General features: G+C 66.0%; 16 protein-coding genes and 1 pseudogene. 12 read left to right on the forward strand and 5 right to left on the reverse strand.

The genetic code is table 11. The annotated features are described in order from the left end of the window. Positions 1-156: 156 nt before the first annotated feature. From ACWDKQ_RS30840 to ACWDKQ_RS30850, 3 genes are all read right to left on the reverse strand, one after another. Positions 157-408: a hypothetical protein gene (locus ACWDKQ_RS30840; RefSeq protein ID WP_450142287.1), complete on the reverse strand. Its 252-nt coding sequence runs from the start codon at positions 406-408 to the stop codon at positions 157-159. Positions 409-675: 267 nt separating this feature from the next. Further along, a complete protein-coding gene (locus ACWDKQ_RS30845; protein WP_450142288.1) occupies positions 676-804 on the reverse strand; it encodes a hypothetical protein in 129 nt (42 codons plus the stop codon). A gap of 624 nt (positions 805-1,428) precedes the next feature. Beyond that, the gene (locus tag ACWDKQ_RS30850; protein ID WP_450142289.1) at positions 1,429-1,557 is read right to left on the reverse strand and encodes a hypothetical protein; all 129 of its coding nucleotides are present in this window, start codon (positions 1,555-1,557) and stop codon (positions 1,429-1,431) included. Positions 1,558-1,895: 338 nt separating this feature from the next. Between ACWDKQ_RS30850 and ACWDKQ_RS30855 the strand changes: the two genes are divergently transcribed. The 3 genes from ACWDKQ_RS30855 to ACWDKQ_RS30865 all read left to right on the forward strand — a co-directional run bounded on the left by ACWDKQ_RS30855 (position 1,896) and on the right by ACWDKQ_RS30865 (position 5,320). Further along, positions 1,896-2,927, forward strand: coding sequence for a sugar ABC transporter substrate-binding protein (locus ACWDKQ_RS30855; RefSeq protein ID WP_450142290.1), 1,032 nt, complete (start codon positions 1,896-1,898; stop codon positions 2,925-2,927). Between the two features lie 60 nt (positions 2,928-2,987). Beyond that, a complete protein-coding gene (locus ACWDKQ_RS30860) occupies positions 2,988-4,505 on the forward strand; it encodes a sugar ABC transporter ATP-binding protein (RefSeq protein WP_450142291.1) in 1,518 nt (505 codons plus the stop codon). Between the two features lie 116 nt (positions 4,506-4,621). Continuing rightward, on the forward strand, positions 4,622-5,320 hold the full coding sequence (locus ACWDKQ_RS30865; RefSeq protein WP_450142292.1) for a FadR/GntR family transcriptional regulator: 699 nt from the start codon (positions 4,622-4,624) through the stop codon (positions 5,318-5,320). A 458-nt stretch (positions 5,321-5,778) separates the two neighbouring features. On the opposite strand, the gene ACWDKQ_RS30870 is transcribed toward ACWDKQ_RS30865, so the two are convergent. Both ACWDKQ_RS30870 and ACWDKQ_RS30875 read right to left on the reverse strand, forming a co-directional pair. Next, a complete protein-coding gene (locus tag ACWDKQ_RS30870; RefSeq protein WP_450142293.1) occupies positions 5,779-6,630 on the reverse strand; it encodes an FAD binding domain-containing protein in 852 nt (283 codons plus the stop codon). Positions 6,631-6,868: 238 nt separating this feature from the next. After that, positions 6,869-7,126 (reverse strand): hypothetical protein, encoded by a 258-nt coding sequence (locus tag ACWDKQ_RS30875; RefSeq protein ID WP_450142301.1) that lies wholly within the window; start codon positions 7,124-7,126, stop codon positions 6,869-6,871. Between ACWDKQ_RS30875 and ACWDKQ_RS30880 the strand changes: the two genes are divergently transcribed. The 9 genes and pseudogenes from ACWDKQ_RS30880 (at position 7,044) to ACWDKQ_RS30920 (ending at position 16,850) form a co-directional block, all read left to right on the forward strand. Next, positions 7,044-7,838 (forward strand): ABC transporter permease, encoded by a 795-nt coding sequence (locus tag ACWDKQ_RS30880; RefSeq protein WP_450142300.1) that lies wholly within the window; start codon positions 7,044-7,046, stop codon positions 7,836-7,838. The two genes, ACWDKQ_RS30875 and ACWDKQ_RS30880, sit on opposite strands and share 83 nt — an antisense overlap. Then, positions 7,835-9,232 (forward strand): dihydropyrimidinase, encoded by a 1,398-nt coding sequence (hydA, locus tag ACWDKQ_RS30885; RefSeq protein WP_450142294.1) that lies wholly within the window; start codon positions 7,835-7,837, stop codon positions 9,230-9,232. Before ACWDKQ_RS30880 ends, hydA begins: the two co-directional genes overlap by 4 nt. After that, positions 9,225-10,106, forward strand: a complete 882-nt coding sequence (locus ACWDKQ_RS30890) for a carbon-nitrogen hydrolase family protein (protein WP_450142295.1) — start codon at positions 9,225-9,227, stop codon at positions 10,104-10,106. The genes hydA and ACWDKQ_RS30890 overlap by 8 nt, the downstream gene beginning before the upstream one ends. 19 nt (positions 10,107-10,125) lie before the next feature. Beyond that, entirely contained in the window at positions 10,126-11,817 is a 1,692-nt protein-coding gene (locus ACWDKQ_RS30895; RefSeq protein WP_450142296.1) for a thiamine pyrophosphate-binding protein, read from the forward strand. A 23-nt stretch (positions 11,818-11,840) separates the two neighbouring features. Then, positions 11,841-12,005, forward strand: a pseudogene (locus tag ACWDKQ_RS30900) ((2Fe-2S)-binding protein); the annotation flags it as partial. A gap of 45 nt (positions 12,006-12,050) precedes the next feature. Then, on the forward strand, positions 12,051-12,317 hold the full coding sequence (locus ACWDKQ_RS30905) for a 2Fe-2S iron-sulfur cluster-binding protein (protein WP_223840303.1): 267 nt from the start codon (positions 12,051-12,053) through the stop codon (positions 12,315-12,317). Continuing rightward, positions 12,314-14,683, forward strand: coding sequence for a molybdopterin cofactor-binding domain-containing protein (locus tag ACWDKQ_RS30910; RefSeq protein ID WP_450142297.1), 2,370 nt, complete (start codon positions 12,314-12,316; stop codon positions 14,681-14,683). The genes ACWDKQ_RS30905 and ACWDKQ_RS30910 overlap by 4 nt, the downstream gene beginning before the upstream one ends. Further along, a complete protein-coding gene (locus ACWDKQ_RS30915) occupies positions 14,680-15,342 on the forward strand; it encodes an SRPBCC family protein (protein ID WP_450142298.1) in 663 nt (220 codons plus the stop codon). Before ACWDKQ_RS30910 ends, ACWDKQ_RS30915 begins: the two co-directional genes overlap by 4 nt. After that, positions 15,339-16,850: a CoA-acylating methylmalonate-semialdehyde dehydrogenase gene (locus tag ACWDKQ_RS30920; RefSeq protein ID WP_450142299.1), complete on the forward strand. Its 1,512-nt coding sequence runs from the start codon at positions 15,339-15,341 to the stop codon at positions 16,848-16,850. The genes ACWDKQ_RS30915 and ACWDKQ_RS30920 overlap by 4 nt, the downstream gene beginning before the upstream one ends. Positions 16,851-17,101 lie beyond the last annotated feature (251 nt).

Consider the following 17,101-nt stretch of genomic DNA (forward strand, 5'->3'; position numbering starts at 1 on the left):
CGCAAGCACGGCATCAACGCCTTCGAAGCCATCGCTGCCGCCGTCACAGGAAACCCTTGGGGACCAACGCCTCTCCCAACCACGTGAATAGTTACCATTATATCAAGTCGATATACTCCATCTCGACACTATCCCAGTACTCGAATCCTTGGTCCATCAAAAGCCGAGGAGCGCGTGCGTCATTCCGCATCTGAAATCCGCTGCCTGGTCGTCGAGACCCATCAGAAGATTGCGAGCTTGCTGGGTCGTCCACGCTGCGTCGGGGACAAACGCGCCGCGATGGCAGTGCAGGTCGGTGCCGACGGATTCGCCCTGCTTCAGGCTGTTCACGGCGACCAGGCGCCGGTGTGGCGGCGGGAGATCCCCGCGGCCGTCATCCTGCGCATGGCGTGGATCAAGCAGTACCACCGCACCATCAACAACAGTGGGGAGGAGGTGGCGTGGGGGAGGAGAAAGACCGCCCGCCCAGCAGAGAGCGGATCTGCTCCCCCCTATGCCCCCGATGCCCGGTTTGCGACCAAGCGCGGTTGCGGCTGGGAAGGCGCTGCAAGATCCACGTCACCCGAAACCTGCGACGACGCCGTGACCGGCCGGCCCGCATCTGGTCACCAACGTCGCCAGCACCGACGCGACCGGCACCGGCGTTGCTTTTGCCGAAAACCGCATCCGCGCAGGTCATGCCGCGCGCTGGTACTCGTGAAGGATGCCACCCAGCCGACCTTGTCCCGGCCAGCCAGTCATCGGCAGCAGGCGCAGCACGGCGAACGCGTTCGTCATGCCCAGGTAGGCCAGTCGCAGCAGCACAGTCGATCAGCATGCCGCGGTGATCGCCAGTTGCGCGAGAGCGCCGACTCCAGCAACCGTCGTCGACATTCCGCCAACCGGCTCTCACCAGGGTGGATGAGGTTATCGGCAACGGCACGGCCCGGACCGGCGCGCGGCTGGGTCGACCCCAGCCGCGCGCAGGATCTTCCACACCGTTGAAGCGGCGATCGGGTGTCCGGGCCGCGCCAGTTCGCCTTGGACTCTCCTGTGGTGCCCAGTGGGTTCTCCCGTGCCAGGCGGGCGACGAGCTTTCTGAGTGCGGCTTTGGTGGGCGGGCGCCGGCTCGGCTGCGTTGGGCGCTGTAATCCCGCTTGGTGGCGATGAGCTTGCGGTGCCAGGCGAGCAGGGTTGCTGGGGTGACGGGGAAGACCTGAGCCAGCGGCGCGGTGGTATGCGTGTGTGGACAGCGGCGCAAGCCAGTGCCGGTCTGCAGACTCGTACCGGACGGGTCCTTGGATCTGTCGGCGCAGCACCGGGTTCTCGTGCCGCAGTATGAGCAGAGCTGGGACGGACAGCTTCCGGGTCACCTTGTATATCAGCGACACGATCACGCCGACATGATCCCAGTGATTGCCGAGTTGGCGTCGTCACCCGCTGCGATGCTTAAACAAGCGCCACAGGTTCGGGCATCCCGCGGCGGTGCAGCCACAAACCGAAACCGGTCATGGCCAGCCCGATGAGCCCGATCAGGGCCGACGCCACCGAGGCCAGTTTGTCCGCGATCTCCAGCATCTGAACAGATTGACGCGTCGTTACAGGCGCGATGACTGCATCTTCGGCCGCGTCCGGGTGCCGACCGCTCCAGGCTCCATCGAGTCGAGCTTGAACGCTGTGTCGTAGCTCTGCGCATCGACCGCGCTGCCCCACAATCGGTATTACCAGTTTTGATGAGTCGACGGACGATCTACGCAAAATTAGCCACTAATGGCCAGATCAGTGGGGCGATGAGCCATTTCGACAATAATTGGTATGACAAGTCTGTTGACCCCTCTGGCCTCGGTCGTCCATACTTCGTCCCCAAGCGAGGAGGCGAGACCGCTGTGCGGTCTTCGGAACCGGAGGTGAAAGTGGTGCGCAAGGTGCTCATCGCGTGGGGGGCAGTGGCTGTCCTGCTTCTGGCCGGATGTGCGGGGCCGGGGACGGACAGCGGCCACAAGATCAAGGTTGGGCTGGTGACCCAGGCTTGGGACAACCCGGCCATCAAGGACATGTCGGAGGCGGCCGAGGCCGCGGCAGCCGCAAAAGGAAACATCGAGCTGCTCTCTCAAGACAGCCGAGACATGCAGGACATGGTCACCAAGCTGCAGGCGATGATCGGCCGAGGCGTTAAGGCACTTGGCATCGAACCGTGGGACAAACAGCAGATCATGCCGATCCTGACGCAGGCGAAGGCCGCAAATATCCCGGTTTTCATCCTGCAGTCGGAGATCGAGGACGCGCAAAACCGTGGCTTGGTCGTGACCTCCATCATCGGAGACGAGACGGAAGGGGGCAAGGTTGCGGGCACGTGGATCGGCCACCACCTAAACGGTGCGGCGAAAGTCGCCGTTCTCGAGGGTGCCCCTGCTGACACGCCCGGCATCGAGCGCGCGAATGGGTTCGAGCAGGGGCTGGCTGCAGCCAACCCAGGGGCGACTGTCGTCGCCCGCCAGCCGGCAGACTGGGCACGCGACAAAGCTCTGCGCGTGATGACGGACATCCTGACCGCCCACCCCGACATAGACGCGGTGTTCGCCGACAACGACGAGATGGCCTTCGGTGCGATCTCGGCGCTCGAAACCCGCAATCTGAAGGGAAAGGTACCCGTCATCGGCTACAACGGGACCTGCATCGGCCTCCGGGCCACCTACCAAGGCACGTTCGTCGCCAGCGGGATCCTCTTTCTGGACCACGTCGGTTCGGAGTTCATCAACTCGGTTGTCGCCCGCCTCGACGGGCAGGGCGTCCCGGAGAAGGTCGAGCCACCGATCACCCTGCTCACCACCAACCAGGTCAAAGAGATCTCCGGCGGCGCCAAGTCGGTCGACGTCAACGGAAAACCGTTCAATGTCGACGATGCCCTTGCCAAGCGCGTGAATGACGCTGTGGCCGGCCGCTGCTGACTACGCGACGGGAGTTTCGTGATGATCCACGCTACCGAACCGACGTCAGTGAGCCGGACAGTGCTGGCCGCCCAACAGGTCGCCAAGAGCTACGGCGGTGTCTACGCGCTGCGGGATGCCGACCTCACGGTCGCCTCCGGAGAGGTCCACGCGCTGCTGGGTGAGAATGGCGCCGGCAAGTCGACGCTCGTGAAGATCCTGACGGGGGTTCACTCCCCGGACCACGGAAAAGTTCTGATCGACGGCGCGCCGGTTTCGTTCCAGTCGCCGCTCCATGCCGAGCGCCTGGGCATCCACGCCATCCATCAGCACCTGGCCCTGGTCCGAGGTCTGAGCATCGTCGACAACTTCCTGCTGGGACGAACCGAAGCCGGCGAACGCGCCAGGCACTTCGGCTTCCTCAGCAGGCGCGAGGCCGCTCAGGTTGTCGAGCAGGCTGTGGCATCGGTGGGACTTCGTGTCGATCCGTTCACGAAGATCTCGCAGCTCTCCTTGCCGCAGGCACAGCTAGTCCAGATCGCGCGGGCGCTGACTGCCGAGGCCAAGGTTCTCGTACTGGATGAGCCGACTGCAGCACTGACTCCTGCTGATCGGGACAACCTGTTCGAGAAGCTCGATCGGCTCCGCGGCGACGGCGTCGGGCTGGTCTATATCAGCCACCGTCTCGACGAGATCACCGCGCTCTGCGACCGTGCGACCATCCTTCGGGACGGCCGGATCGTTCGCGAGATGGCAAAGGACGAGTTGACCGTCGACGCCATGATCGAGGCAATGCTGGATCGGCCCGTCCAGCAGTTGTACCCGCCCCGTGTGGCCGACCCGACCGAGGTGCCCGTTCTACAGGTCGAGGGTCTGAGAGTCACGGGTCAGCCGCCCGTCAGCTTCATCGTCAACGGCGGTGAGGTTGTCGGCCTCACCGGTCTAGTGGACGCCGGAATGGTTCCTGTAGCGGAAGCCCTGTGCGGAAGCCGTCGGGCAGAAGCGGGCGCGGTATCCGTAGATGGATCCACCGCCTTGCCTCGCACCGCACTCGATGGGATGCGGCACGGCATTGCACTAGTTCCGGCTGACCGCTCAGAAGCGCTGATCGCCGGCCTGAGCATCGCCGAGAACCTGGCGTTGACCTACTCGAGCCGGGCACAGATTGCCTCCCGCACCGGACGCCGGCTGCGGTGGATGTCGCGCCGCCGGACGAAGGTCAACGCGGTGCGGGCGATCGATCGGTTCACCGTCGACCCGCGACGCCCGGAACTCTCTGCTGGTTCCCTGAGCGGGGGGAACCAGCAGAAGATCGTCCTCGCCAAAGCAGTCTCGTTGTCCCCCCGCGTGCTGGTGCTTATCGAGCCCACCGCGGGCGTCGACGTAGGGAGCCGGGCACAGATCTACCAACTTCTGCGCGAGATCGCCTCTCAGGGCGTTGCGGTGCTCTTGGTGAGCTCGGACATGCAGGAGGTCTGCGGGTTGAGCGACCGGGTATGCGTGTTCCGTGCCGGCGCGATAGCAAAGGAGATCCCTGGCCCGACGACCGAGCGGGAAATCATGGGTCACGCGACACGGCCCCTGGCGGGTGCCAGATGAGTGATGGCGGTGATCTGGACGGGGGTGGCTACCCGGCAACTCCACGGCTTGTTGCCACGAGCGGTCGCCGGCCGCCCGCCGCATTACCGCGTCCACGCCTCGGTATGCTCCGGCCTATGGCAGGCCCACTACACGATGTTCGTGATCATGTCGTGTCGATGATCGTGGCGGGCGAACTGCTTCCCGGAGCCGCCCTCCCCGCCGAACGGGAGCTCGCGATCCGTCTCGGGGTCTCCCGCCCGCTGGTGCGTGAAGCCCTGCGGAGCCTCGCAGCCGTGAACATCGTCGAGTCCCGTCGCGGCGCTGGAACCTACGTCACGGATCTGACCCCGGAGCTCCTGCTCGCTCCGCTGACCTACGCGTTCCGGCTGGTCCACGGGTCGTACCTCGACCTCTTCCAGGTCAGGCGGTTCCTCGAGCCAGCGGCGGCCGCGGAGGCAGCCAGCACGGTCAAGGAAGACAACCTGGTCGAGATGGACGAGCTGCTCAAGGCCCTCGACGAGCCCGATGAGGACACGTTCCCGGAGAACGACCTGGCCTTCCATGAATGGATCGTCCGGCAGACCGGGAACCCACTGCTCCTCAGCATCATCAGAGGCATTCGAGACCTAGAGTTCACGGTCCTCGAGGTGACCGCGGCGAACACGGTCAATCGCGAGCAGTCGCAGATCGAGCACCGCGCTATTGGGAAGGCAATCCGCGAGGGCGATCCGGAACGCGCCAAGGCGGCGATGCTTCTCCACCTCGCCCGGGTCGAAGATCAGGTCCGTAGTTCCGGCACCGAGCGCCCGGCCTCGGCCGGCGAAGCGCACTGAAGAGTCCCATCAGGTTGATCCGGCCGCATTTGGGCTCGATCCACCGGTGGTTTTGGGTAACGGTTCGGTGGTGAGACGGCGAGATGCCCTCTTGAGCTGGAACGATTGATCTTACTGATCCATCCGTCCTAGTGAGAGGGCATCTTCTCATAGTCCGGCGCGGCTGGGCGCGGTGTTTGATGATCCGAATCTGGTCGCGGATGCCGGGCTGGTGCCGGTGGTGCGGCTGGTGGAACGGCCCCGGCTTGGTGAGCTGGTCATCGCCGCGGTGCGGCTGCGCGAGGGCAAAGCGGCAGATGTGCGTGGCGAAGCCCGGTTCGTCGCCGAGTCCTTGGCCGCCGCCGGCCAAGCCGGATGCGCCGGGATGCGGATCGTGTGGGTGGATTCGAAGTTCTACACCGCTGATGTGGTCGCCGCCTGCCGTCGGCGCGGGGCGTATTCCTCGCTGTCGACCGGCATCAGTCGACGACGACCCCGGCAGCGCCTAACGCACGCGCCACCATGTGGCCGCCCATTGCCCTCTTCTCGGAGGTGATGGTGCCGATCGCGTCGAAGTCGTTGCCAACCGCCTCATCGAACACCCCGCGCGCCACCCGTTCGGTGGACGCGGTGAGGAGCGTCTCGAGGCTGGGCAGCCGGAACGGCCGATCCGCCACGCCGAACGCAACTGCGCGCCCGCGCTCCTGAGCACCCTCAGCCGGCAGAGTCAACGCCGCCCCTGCCTCTGCGAAGTCGCCGTGTCGGGGCGCGAACTCCTCAAAGCCCCATCGGCCGCCGGCGTTAGGAACCTCGAAATCCAGCCGGGTGAGGATCTCGTCCTCCTCGATGGCCGTACTTAGATAGCCGATGAAGAAGTCGCCGGCATTCTCGACACGGCCACCGCGAACGGACCTCAGCGTGATCCGGGCGTCCGCCAGGACCATCGCCGCCGCTATTTCCGCGGACGGGTCTGCGTGCGCCACGCTGCCGCCAATCGTGCCCCGCGAACGGATTTGGACGTGGCCCACCCAGCTCGCTGCTGCGGACAGCAACGGCCAGGAGTCGCGCACCGCGGGTGAGCGTGCGATCCAGCCAGTTGTGGTCGTTGCCCCCAGGCTGAAGCTCTGGTCGTTGACAGTCCGCTCGGAAAGCTCTGCGACGTTGCCGATGTCCACCAACACCGGCGGACGAACGAGGCGGTAATTCAACATCGGGATGAGGCTCTGACCCCCCGCGAGCACCTTGCCGCCTTCTTCTGAGCACTCCGCAAGATCATCGAGCGCCAGCTTGAGGTTGGTCGGTGCGCGATACAGGAACGGCGACGGCTTCATGCCCCATGACGGTACTCGTTGGACTGACCAGTGTCACGATTTTGAGTCCTTTTTCAGCGAATCAGGCCGCTATTTGATCATAGAGCCAAGAATCGGTAAGGCCAATTTCTTGACGAAGGGGACCTCGCCGTGGTCCTATGCAGGCCCCACCCGGCTGTGCACACCCCAGTAAGGAGGAGCTGGTGAGCGCTACCCAACTGCCACCGACGCAGTCAGTCGAATCGACCTCGACACCCGCTCAGAAGCGCCGCCCCGTCTGGTTACGCGTCGTCGCGTCGCCGATTGCCGGAACCTCCATGGCGTTGATCGCGGTCTGCTGCGTCTTGTCGGCCATCGCGCCAGACTTCGCCACCGTCGGGAACGTCCTCAACGTCCTGCTCGCGGCGTCGACGCTGACGATCCTGGCCTGTGGTCTGACCGTTGCTCTGATCGCAGGCGAGATCGACCTCTCGGTCGGCTCGGTCGAAGCGCTGACGGGTTCGGCGGCTGCGGTCATGATCGTGGCCTACGGCATTCCGTGGCCGCTGGCCATCATCGGCGGCATCGCCGTCGGCGCTGCCGCCGGACTCGTGAACGGCATCGTCGCCACGAGGTTCTCGGTTCCCTCATTCGTCGCATCACTCGCCATGCTGAGCGTTGCCAGTGGTGCGGCCAACCTGTTGACCAACGGCACCTCGGTGTTCGGCCTCGGTAGCCAGTTCGGCTACCTCGGCACTGGAAAGGTCCTCAGCATTCCGGTCCCGGTTGTCATCGCCGGCGTCGTGGCGCTCGGCCTGGCGGTCACGCTCCGCAAGACCAGCTTCGGCCTCGACGTCTACGCCGTCGGCGGCAACCGCGAGGCAGCACGCCTTTCCGGCGTCAGTATCTCCAGAGTCAAGGTCCGAGTGCTGGTCCTCAGTGGCGCGCTCGCCGGCCTGGCTGGCCTCATCATCGCTGCGCGACTCGACTCTGGCTCGGGCACCGTCGGTACCCAGGACCTGATGGCAGCCATTGCGGCAGTCGTCATCGGCGGCACCTCCCTCAACGGAGGAATAGGCAGCATCGGTGGCTCCGTCGTCGGAGCGCTCCTCATCGCGACCATCCAGAACGGCCTGGTCCTCATGGACATCACCGCGTTCTGGCAACAGGTCGCCATCGGCTCACTCATCCTCATCGCCGCCCTGCTCGAGCGACTGTCCAAACTGACCATCGGAGGCAAGCCAGCATGACCACGCACCAGCAGCACGACCTCGTCATTCGCGGCGGCACTGTCGTCAACGCCGACGAGATGGCCGTCGGCGATGTCGCCGTCCGCGAGGGCAAGGTCGTCCAGGTCGGCATCGTCGACGGCTCTGGTGCCGACGAAGTCGACGCCACCGGTTGCCTCGTCGTGCCGGGCGCCATCGACGTCCACACCCACTTCCACCACTGGGTGGGCTATGTCGGCTCGCACAACGCCGACGACTACGACTCCGGCACCCGTGCCGCAGCCGCGGGCGGCATCACCACCATCGTCAACTACGCCTTCCAGGAGGAAGGCGAAACGCTGATGACCGCCATCGAGCGCGACCTCGAGCTGGCGAAGACGACCGCGAACATCGACTACGGCCTCCACGTCGTCGTCACGGACAACGCCGAGAAGGCCGTCACCGAGTTCCCCCAGGTCGTCAAGGCCGGTGTGACCAGTGTCAAGGTGTTCGGTGCAGTCTCCGGGTTTCAGCTGCCCGACGCCGGCATCCTCGAGGTACTCCGGGCGGCCCGCGACGCCGGCATGATCGTCAACGTCCACGCCGAGGATGGCGCACTCATCGACTTCCTCACCCGCACGTTCGAACAGCGCGGTGACCTCGGAGTCGAGTTCCTGCCCCAGGCGAGGCCGCCTCAGGCGGAGGCGATCGCCACTCGCAAGATTGCAGAGTACGCGGCGCTCCTCGAAGCGCCCGTGTACTTCGTGCACCTGAGCACCGCAGGAGCACTCGAAGCCGTCCGCGATGCCCGCAAGAAGTTCGACCAGATCTTCGTCGAGACGCGTCCGGTGTACCTGTTCCTAGAGCAGAGCGTCTACGAGCTGCCGAACAAGGAGGGCAACAAGTACGTCTGCCTCCCGCCGATCCGATCCAACACCGATTCCGAGGCGCTGTGGGAGGGTCTCCAGGCCGGCGAGATCCAGACCTATGCGACCGACCACGCTCCTTGGAAGGCCGAGCAAAAACTTGCCGAAGCGCCGTTCTGGCGGATCCCCGCCGGCGTCTCGAACCTTCAGACCAGCGTACCGATGCTGTTCTCCGAGGGAGTGCAAAAGGGCAAACTCGACGCCTGCCAATTCGTGGCGCTCACCTCCACCAACCCGGCCAAGCTCTTCGGCATGCATCCCGCTAAGGGGGTTATCGCGCCGGGTGCAGACGCCGACATTGCGGTGATCGACCCCGCGGACGTCCGCCGGCTCACCGTCGGTGAGATGCACTCCAATGCCGACTACGATCCGTACGAGGGGTATGAGTGCCACGGCTGGCCGCGACTGGTCTTCTCCCGCGGCGACCTGGTCGCTGAGCGCGGCAACGCCCTGCACAGCCCGGGACGCGGCAAGTACATCCGCCGGGACACCAACAACTACGATGTCTGAGACGCTCGCCGACGACACCACCGTGGGCGTCGTCCAGACCTCCGCGGGTGGCATCGAACCGCCGGCCGTCCTCGACCTCGGGCGCACCCTCAGGCGGCACGACCTGCTCGTCTTCCCCGAGATGGCGAACACGCCGTACTTTCCCCTGGCGGGCGTCGACCCACGATACGTGCCAGGGCGGCAGGCGTTCCCGCTGGAGCAGGTCCTCGACCCTTACCAGGTCCTGGCCAGGCGCTTGGCAAGCAACATGGTCGTTGGGGTGTGCTTCACCGATGGTCGGCGCGTCCGCAACGCGGCGGTCGTGCTCGACCGGCAAGGCGGACTGGTCGAAGGCAAAGGCGTCACCACCGGCAACTTCCGCGCCGTCTACGACAAGACACACCTGTGCAACGTGCGTGGCTACGGGTCGACGTTTGTCGAGGACGACCATTTCCACGCCGGGCCCGAGCTGCTGACCTGGGATCTCGACTTCGCCCGCATCGGCGTGCTCATCTGCTACGACCGGCACTTCCCCGGCGCGTGGGCGACGCTCACGGCGAACTCGGCCGACATCGTCGCCGTCCCCACCGCGTCGCCCGAGGGAACGAAACCGATATTCGCAGCCGAGATGCAAGCCATGGCGCTCCAGCAGAGTGTCCTCGTGGCAGTCGCCAACCGGCACGGACGTGAAGCCCTCGGCAAGAGCGACGTCAGCTACCTCGGCCAGTCCATGGTCATCGGGCCTGACGGACGCATCGTCCAGATCGCGGGCGCCGGATCGGCAAGCACGGCGACCGGGACCTTCGCGGGGACCGCGGTCGCAACCACGGCCCGCGCCATGGGCATGCGCGGCGCACAACGACCGGACCTCTACACGTACCGCCCGACGAGCTGAATGAGGAGGCACAGAGAACATGACCAACACCCGAGTCGCCGACATCATCGGTCAAATCCTCGCGGACCAGGGGATTGACACCTTTTTCATGCTCACCGGTGGTGATCCCGCTTTGTGGACCGCGTTCCAGCAACGCGGGATCCGGATGATCCCCTGCCGTAGCGAGCAGGGCGCCGTGTACATGGCCGACGGCTACGCGCGCATTACCGGCCGGCCGACCTTCGTCTACGGCCAGCACGGCCCCGGATCCGCGAACGTCGCCGCCGCTTTGGCCGACGCGTACTGGGCCATGAGTCCCGTCGTCTCCCTCACGAGCTCCGTGCCAGCCGCCACCCGCGACCGTCACGAGTACCAGCTGCTCGACCAGCTCGCGCTCCACCAGCCCGTGACTCACTGGGCAGGCGAGGCCCGCCAGGGCGACCACGTCCGGCGCATGCTCCTGCGCGCGATGCACGAGGCGGTCTGCGCGCCCGGCCCGACGCACCTCGACGTGCCCCGGGACGTGATTGGTGAGACGACTGAGCCGGAGGCCGCCACCGCGGCGCCGACGACCCGGCTGACCGCCCCGATGTATCGGCCGCTTCCGTCCGCGGACGTGATCAACTCAATGGTTGACGCGCTGGCCTCCTCTCGCCGCCTGGTGGTCCTTGCCGGGTCCGGCGCGCGCGTCTCTGGAGTCAGCCACGAGATCGCCGAGCTGGCCGATCTCCTCCAGGCCCCGGTTGTGACCTCGATCGGCGGTAAAGGCGCCATCGCCGACGGTCACCGGCTCAGCGCCGGCGTCGTCGGCCGGTATGCGGCACCGATCTCCAACCGGATCGTTCGGGAGGCAGACCAGGTGCTGGTTCTGGGCAGCCGCACCGGATCGGTGACCAGCGATTCCTTCACCCTGTTCGAGGACGTCCGTCTGATCCGCGTCGATACCGCCACCGGCTCCCTCGACCCGGCAGCCGAGCTCAACGTGCTCGGCGATGTGAAGGCCACGGTCGCCGCCCTGGTCGAGGCGCTGGCCGCCCACGCAGAACGCGCCACGGCCCTTCGCGACCACACATGGGTGGCCGAGTGTGTCGACGCCGTCGCCACGTGGCGAGCGTGCTCCCTGAACACCACCAACACCAGCACCGAGCACATGCACCCCAGCGAGGTCGTCTCGACGATCGCGGCCGCGCTGGACGGCACGGACGTCATCGTCGCGGACACCGGCTACATGGCCGCATGGGCAGGCGTGCTCTACCCGCAGCGGACGACGGGCGCGACCTTCCTCCGTGCCGCCGGCTCGCTCGGCTGGGCCATCCCGGGCGCCCTCGGCGCGCAGCTCGCCGCACCGGATCGGCGGGTCGTGTGCATCACCGGAGACGGAGGTGCCGGCTACAACCTCACCGAGCTAGAGACGGCCGCTCGCGTGGGCATCCCGGCCACGATCGTGGTCATGAACAACGGCACCCTGGCCTTCGAGTACCACCTGCAGAAGTATGTCGAGGGCAACATCATCCCCGAGATCAACGACTTCGGTGACGTGAGCTACTCCGATGCGGCATCCGCCCTCGGTGCCCGCGGCGTCACCGTGCGGACGCCCGCCGAGCTTGCGCACGCGCTGAGGGAGGCGGACGCGAGCCGCGCTCCGACGCTGATCGATGCACGGATCGACCCCGAGGCGATCGCACCCGTGACCTCGTACGCTGCGCGCATGCCGATGCCGACCAGCGCGTGAGTGGGAAAGGGTGGGCAGCCGGAATGAGAATCACCGTCGAGGTCAACGGACTCACACGCGAGTCGAACGTGGAACCGCGAACCCTCCTCTCGGACTACCTTCGGCACGAGCTTGGGCTCACTGGTACTCATGTCGGCTGCGAGCACGGCGTTTGCGGAGCGTGCACTGTCCTCGTCGACGGTGAGGCAGTCCGTTCGTGTCTCACTCTCGCGGTGCAGATGTCAGGCCGGTCAGTGCGAACCGTCGAGGACTTGGTACCTCCCGGGCAGGACCTGAACGACATCCAGGTGGCGTTCCGGAAGCACCACGCTCTCCAGTGCGGGTTCTGCACGCCGGGGATCCTCATGTCGCTGGCCGCCGAACAGAACCGTCCTGCCCCATGCCGGGCGGACGCACTGGACAGCGTGCGGGGACACATCTGCCGGTGTACCGGATACCGGGGTATCAAGCGCGTCGTCGAAGAGATCTTCGCCGAGTCCGATGCGGAGAACACGCCATGACGGGAACAACCGGAGGTAAGGGGACCGGCAAGCCGATGCAGCGGGTCGAGGATGAACGCCTGCTGCGCGGTCTGGGAACCTACGTCGACGACCTGGCCATGCCCGGGACCCTGCACGCCTACTTCGTCCGATCGGTGCACGCCAACGCCCGAATCACCTCGATCGACGTCGAGCAAGCCAGGCGGCTGAGGGGCGTCCACGCCGTGTGGACCGGGCACGATCTCGGTGAGCTCAACGGCCCGTTGCCATTGCTCGGCCCACACCCGGACCTCATCGCGCCGCGGACGCAGCTGCCCCTGGCTGTGGACCGAGTGCGGTACGTCGGCGAGGCAATCGTCATGGTCATCGCCGACAGCCGGTATCGGGCCGAGGATGCGGCCGAACTCGTCGAGATCCACTACGAGCCACTCCCCGCCGTGGTCGAGTTCACTGACGCCGACCGTGGGATGGTTCACGACGACATTGCTGACAACGTTGCGGCTGTGGTCCACCAGTCTCGAGGCGACGTTGACATCGCGCTGGCCTCCGCGCCGCACAAGCTCACCCTTGACCTGGAGATCGAGCGCAGCGGCGGCATGCCCATGGAAGGCCGGGGGGTGCACGCCAAGTGGGACCGGCGTACCCGCCGCCTGCACGTGTCCGACTCGACCCAGTCACACGTGGCCATCCGGCAAGGGCTTAGCCGGATCCTCGACCTCCCGCTCGACCAACTGGAGGTTGTCGCACCGGACGTCGGCGGTGGCTTCGGCACCAAGATCATGCTGTTCTACCCCGAGGAGGTGCTCGTTCCGCTCGCGGCCATGCGCCTCGAGGAAACCGTGGCCTGGACCGAGGACCGGTACGAGCACTTCATCAGCGCCAATCAGGAACGCGGCCAGGTTCACCGGGCCACGGTGGGCTATGACCACGACGGCAAGCTACTGGCGGTCCGAACCGCATTCGTCCATGACACCGGCGCCTACATCCCCTACGGGATCGCGGTGCCAGCCGTGACCGGAACGCACCTGCCCGGCCAGTACCACGTTCCGAACTATGAGTTCACCGGTCAGGTCGTCTACACCAACAAGCCGCCCGTCAGCCCGTACCGCGGGGCCGGCCGCCCACAGGGTGTGTTCGTGATGGAGCGGCTTCTCAGCGCCATGGCCAAGTCACTGGGCCTCGAGCCCAGCGAAGTCCGTTGCCGCAATTTCATCCCGGATGACGCGTTCCCCTACGACACCGGCCTCGACCTGCACGACGGGAGTCGCGCGATCTACGACAGCGGCCGGTACGCCGAAGGCTTCCAACTCGCTATGAGGCACGCCGACCTGACCGCTTTCCGCGCCCGGCAGAAGCAGCACGGAAGCGAGGGACGATTCACCGGAATCGGGTCGGCAACCTATGTCGAGGGTACCGGCGTCGGCCCGTACGAAGGCTGCACCGCCGCGCTCAACCCGAACGGCCGGATCGTCGTCGACGTGTCCGTACCCTCCCAGGGACAGGGACACGCGACCACGTTCGCCCAGTTGGCCGCGGACGTCCTCCGCTGCGATCCCGCCAACGTTGTCGTTCGGGCAACATCAGGCGGCGCTGGCGCAGTGGGCCACGGAACTTTCGGCAGTCGCGCCGCCGTGATGGCCGGCAACGCCGTGGCCGCGGCGGCCACGAACCTGCGCCGGCAGATCCTCGCCACCGCAGCAGAGTTCTTTGAGTGCTCCGCCGAAGACCTGTCCATCGACAACGGATTCGTCCAGGTCACGGGGACCGGCGCGCGCCTCTCTCTGGCAGACCTCGCCACCGGAGTCAACCCGATCCGGTACCCGGCCGTACCTGAGGCATCAACGCCGTGGACCGGTGGCAGCGCGCCGCCGATCGCCCTGGCAGCCACCGAGTACTTCTGCAACCGACAGTGGGTGTTCGGCTTCGGCGCCCACGTCGCCGAGGTGGAAGTCGACATCGCCACTGGCAAGACGACCCTGCTCAACTACGTCATCGTCCACGACTGTGGCCGGGTGCTCAACCAGCTCGTCGTCGACGGCCAGATCCTGGGCGGGCTCGTCCAAGGCATCGGTGGCGCGCTCCTGGAGCTCCTCACCTTCGACGCCGCCGGCCAACCCACCACGACCAGTTTCCTCAACTTCCGGCTGCCCACCATCGACGACCTGCCGCCCCTCGTCCTGGACGAGATGCAGACTCCGTCACCGTGGAACCCGCTGGGTATCAAGGGCACGGGAGAGGCGGGAATCATCCCGGTCGCAGCTGCTATCGCCGAAGCGATCGAAGACGCACTCGAACCCCTCGGGGTGTCCGTGACCCGAATGCCGATGACCCCGGAACGGATGCGGCACCTCATCGCGACAACGACCACTCAACAGAAGGAATCGTGACCGTGGAGCTCATGCACGAGTTCGACATCGCCGCGCCACCGGACACCGTCTTCGACTTCCTGCTCGATGCGCCGAGCATCGTCACCTGCGTCCCCGGCGTCACCATCGACGAGGTCGTCGACGAGTCGACGTTCGAGGGAAGCCTCAAGGTCAAGGTCGGTCCCGTGACGGTGCGCTACCGGGGAAGCGGCTACATCACAGCCGTTGACAAAGACAAGCGGGTCGCCACAATCCGTGCCGAGGGCGAAGAACAAGGAGCAGCCGGCACGGTAGCGGCCACGATGGAGATGTCGGTGGTCGAAGTCGAGCGGCAGTCGCGCGTCACCATCCGCACCGACCTCGCGATCGTCGGCCGCGTCGCCACGATGGGCCGCGGAGTGCTCCAACAGGTCAGCAACCAGCTGGTCGGCCAGGCAGCCCGGAAAATCGAGAGCCGAGTCCTGTGCTCTGAACAGGGACCATCCACCGGGATCGACGCGCAGGCACCGGCGGCGAAGTCCGTCGCTGCTGTGCCCTCCTCATCACCTGGCAGTACCGAACTTGCTGTCGGCGCCCTCCTCAAGGGGGTGGTCGTGAGCTGGCTGCTCAAGACCTGCAGCAAGTTGCTGTTCAACGTCGAGCGGTTCGCCGCCCGTACCCGCGAAAGGATCGATGGATGAGCCTGACCGCGATGCACTGGATCGACGGAGCGCTGTACGAAGGTCATGGCAAGAGGGAGATACCGATCCTGAACCCGGCGAGTGGAACCTCCACCGGTCAGCTGCGCCTCGCCGATGGCGCCGACGTTGACGCCGCGGTCGCATCAGCTGCGGCGGCCTTCCCGGCTTGGCGAGACACGTCGCTCGCGAGGCGGACCTCGGTCCTGTTCGCCTTCCGCGAACTGCTCAACGAGCGCAAGGGACAGCTCGCGGAGATCATTACGCGCGAACATGGCAAGGTCCTCAGCGATGCGATGGGTGAGGTCGCCCGGGGCCAGGAGGTCGTCGAATTCGCCTGCGGGGCACCGCACCTGCTCAAGGGCAGCTTCACCGTCAACGCGAGCACGCGGGTCGACGCACAGTCGATTCGGCAGCCCGTGGGGCCGGTCGCGATCATCGCGCCCTTCAACTTCCCCGCCATGGTCCCGATGTGGTTCTTCCCGCTGGCGCTCGCCGCCGGAAACTCCGTGATCTTGAAGCCGAGCGAGAAGGCACCGAGTGCGTCGTTATGGATGGCTGAGCTCTGGAAGGAGGCGGCGCTCCCGGATGGTGTCTTCAACGTCCTTCAGGGTGACAGGGTCGCGGTGGACGGCCTGCTCGATCACCCTTCGGTCCGCGCCGTCTCGTTCGTCGGGTCGACCCCTGTCGCGCGCTACGTCTACGAGCGGGGTACGGCCGCCGGCAAGCGTGTGCAGGCCCTGGGCGGGGCGAAGAACCACATGGTCGTCCTGCCTGACGCTGACATCGAGTCCGCGGCAGACGCGGCGGTAGGCGCCGGCTTCGGGTCCGCCGGACAGCGCTGCATGGCTATCAGCGTGGTGGTCACCGTCGGTGATGTTGCCGACGAGTTCGTCGGCAAGCTCAAAGAGCGTATGGCCAGGCTCGTCATCGGAGACGGCATGTCCGACAGTGACATGGGCCCGGTCATTTCCGCCGAAAGCCGCGATCGCGCCGTCAGCTACATCGGAGCAGGGGTCGCGCAAGGTGCGAGCCTCGAGGTCGATGGACGCGATGTGTCGCCCAAAGGCGACGCGGACGGCTATTGGGTCGGGCCCACGCTGTTCGACCACGTCACCCCGGAGATGGCGATCTACCAGGACGAAATCTTCGCGCCCGTGCTGGCGGTCGTGCGCGTGAGCACCTACGAGGAAGCCGTGAAAATCGTCAACGACAATCCCTATGGCAACGGGGTTGCCATCTTCACCAAGAACGGTGGAGCGGCACGTAGGTTCCAGACCGAGATCGAGGTCGGGATGGTCGGGGTGAACGTGCCCATTCCGGTCCCGATGGCCTACTACTCGTTCGGCGGCTGGAAGGCATCGCTGTTCGGCGACACCCATGCCCACGGAATGGACGGGATCCACTTCTTCACCCGGCAGAAGACCGTAACGACCCGGTGGCTGGGCCCGTCCGAACAGCACGGCGTAGACCTCGGGTTTCCCGCCGACACAGTGACCGGGGTGGCATAACCTGTGGGGCTCGAACACGACAACCGGCAACTCCGCGAGCAGATCGCCCGGCTCCACGGCCAACTCCGCACCGCCACCCTCGGCACAGTCTGCGTCGCACACTGTCACACAAACACCCTGGTCAAACGCAAAACGATCAAAAAAACCCGAGATAAAGGGCTCTTCTGCTGCTTCCGTGGGTGGGTTAGGCGCGCCCGGGGAGGGTGGGTGGGTGGCCGCCGAGGGCGAGCATGGCCAGGGCGATGAGTGCT

The organism is Saccharopolyspora sp. NPDC000995 (genome assembly GCF_053599315.1).

Coding starts and splice junctions, on each gene's coding strand:
- ACWDKQ_RS30850 (WP_450142289.1), bottom strand. CDS start 1,557: ATGCTGGAGATCGCGGACAAACTGGCCTCGGTGGCGTCGGCCCTGATC.
- ACWDKQ_RS30865 (WP_450142292.1), top strand. CDS start 4,622: ATGGCAGGCCCACTACACGATGTTCGTGATCATGTCGTGTCGATGATC.
- ACWDKQ_RS30870 (WP_450142293.1), bottom strand. CDS start 6,630: ATGAAGCCGTCGCCGTTCCTGTATCGCGCACCGACCAACCTCAAGCTG.
- ACWDKQ_RS30875 (WP_450142301.1), bottom strand. CDS start 7,126: ATGACCGCAGCCGCCGAACCCGTCAGCGCTTCGACCGAGCCGACCGAG.
- hydA (WP_450142294.1), top strand. CDS start 7,835: ATGACCACGCACCAGCAGCACGACCTCGTCATTCGCGGCGGCACTGTC.
- ACWDKQ_RS30890 (WP_450142295.1), top strand. CDS start 9,225: ATGTCTGAGACGCTCGCCGACGACACCACCGTGGGCGTCGTCCAGACC.
- ACWDKQ_RS30895 (WP_450142296.1), top strand. CDS start 10,126: ATGACCAACACCCGAGTCGCCGACATCATCGGTCAAATCCTCGCGGAC.
- ACWDKQ_RS30910 (WP_450142297.1), top strand. CDS start 12,314: ATGACGGGAACAACCGGAGGTAAGGGGACCGGCAAGCCGATGCAGCGG.
- ACWDKQ_RS30920 (WP_450142299.1), top strand. CDS start 15,339: ATGAGCCTGACCGCGATGCACTGGATCGACGGAGCGCTGTACGAAGGT.